The sequence below is a fragment of the Cupriavidus gilardii genome (assembly GCF_008801915.1).
GTDB classification, from domain to species: Bacteria; Pseudomonadota; Gammaproteobacteria; order Burkholderiales; family Burkholderiaceae; genus Cupriavidus; species Cupriavidus gilardii.
On the sequence record NZ_VZOV01000097.1, the window covers coordinates 1 to 450 of the forward strand.

Annotated in this window: 1 protein-coding gene; it reads left to right on the forward strand. The window is 39.1% G+C overall.

Going from position 1 to position 450, the window contains the following annotated elements; translation table 11 throughout:
• The coding region (locus F7Q96_RS26620) for a trypsin-like peptidase domain-containing protein (protein WP_211923543.1) at nt 1-450 on the forward strand (450 nt) is incomplete at both ends.

Genomic DNA, 450 nt, shown 5'->3' on the forward strand with positions numbered 1-450 from the left:
AGCAGTAGTTAATATTTTTACGACCCAGAAAGTTAAACAAAATCATCCTTTATTAAGTGATCCGGTATTCCGTGAATTTTTTGGAAATCAGGTTCCTGAGCAACAACAGCAAAATGAAAATAGTTTAGGTTCAGGGGTTATTGTTCGCGCCGATGGTTACATTCTCACCAATAATCATGTGATTGCTCAAGCTGACCAGATTGTGGTGGCATTACATGATGGACGCCGAGCAGAAGCTACAATTGTTGGCACCGACCCTGATAAAGATTTGGCGGTTATTAAAATCGATTTAGATAAATTACCAGTATTGCCTTTTAAGCTCAGTGGTAATGAAGTTGGTGATGTTGTTTTAGCGATTGGTAACCCATTTGGCGTAGTGCAAACTGTAACTCAAGGGATTATTTCAGCAACCGGTCGCTCTGATTTAGGTATTAATACCTATGAAGACTT